Source organism: Flavobacterium lotistagni, from assembly GCF_011392125.1.
GTDB classification, from domain to species: Bacteria; Bacteroidota; Bacteroidia; order Flavobacteriales; family Flavobacteriaceae; genus Flavobacterium; species Flavobacterium lotistagni.
Genome location: NZ_JAAJBU010000031.1, coordinates 1 through 644 on the forward strand (window position 1 = coordinate 1; position 644 = coordinate 644).

Sequence of the window (644 nt, forward strand, 5' to 3'; positions counted from 1 at the left end):
CGTTACAGGCAATGTTGAAAAAACTAAACTTTAAAGAATGACTTCAAACTTTAAACTAACAATTCATATGGTTTCGAGCCTTGATGGATTTATAGCCAAAAAGGACAATAGTATGTCGTGGTTTGAAACTAATAGCAATTATGATAAAGGAATTGACGGAGAAAATCCAGAAGAGTTTTTAAAGACAATAGATTGCTATATAATGGGCTCAAAAACTTATGAGCTCGCCTTAAAACTTTCAAAAGATTTTGGCTGGCCTTATGGTGAAAAACCAACAATTGTATTAACCAACCGAGATCTAAAAACTGACAAACAAAATATCGAATTCTATTCTGGCGATTTAATTAAATTGGTTAACGAGTATTTAAAACCAAAATATAAAAACGTATGGATTGTTGGCGGTTCTATGCTGACTAGAGATTTTATTCGACTAAAAATCATAGATGAAATTCGAGTAAGTATTTTGCCTATTATCTTAGGCGATGGTTTACCTTTCTTTAATAATATAGCTCAAGAACAAGCATTGAGATTAAGCGATACGAAAGCATATAAAAACGGAATTGTAGAATTAACATACGAAATCACCAAGTAATATTGGCAAAAGGAAACACAGCCTGTAACAGCCGCCACGCGATCATTGCTGG

General features: G+C 33.1%; 1 protein-coding gene. It reads left to right on the top strand.

The window, feature by feature from the left end; all coding sequences use genetic code 11:
• Positions 1-37: 37 nt before the first annotated feature.
• The gene (locus G4D82_RS14295) at positions 38-592 is read left to right on the top strand and encodes a dihydrofolate reductase family protein (protein ID WP_207788185.1); all 555 of its coding nucleotides are present in this window, start codon (positions 38-40) and stop codon (positions 590-592) included.
• Positions 593-644: the final 52 nt, after the last annotated feature.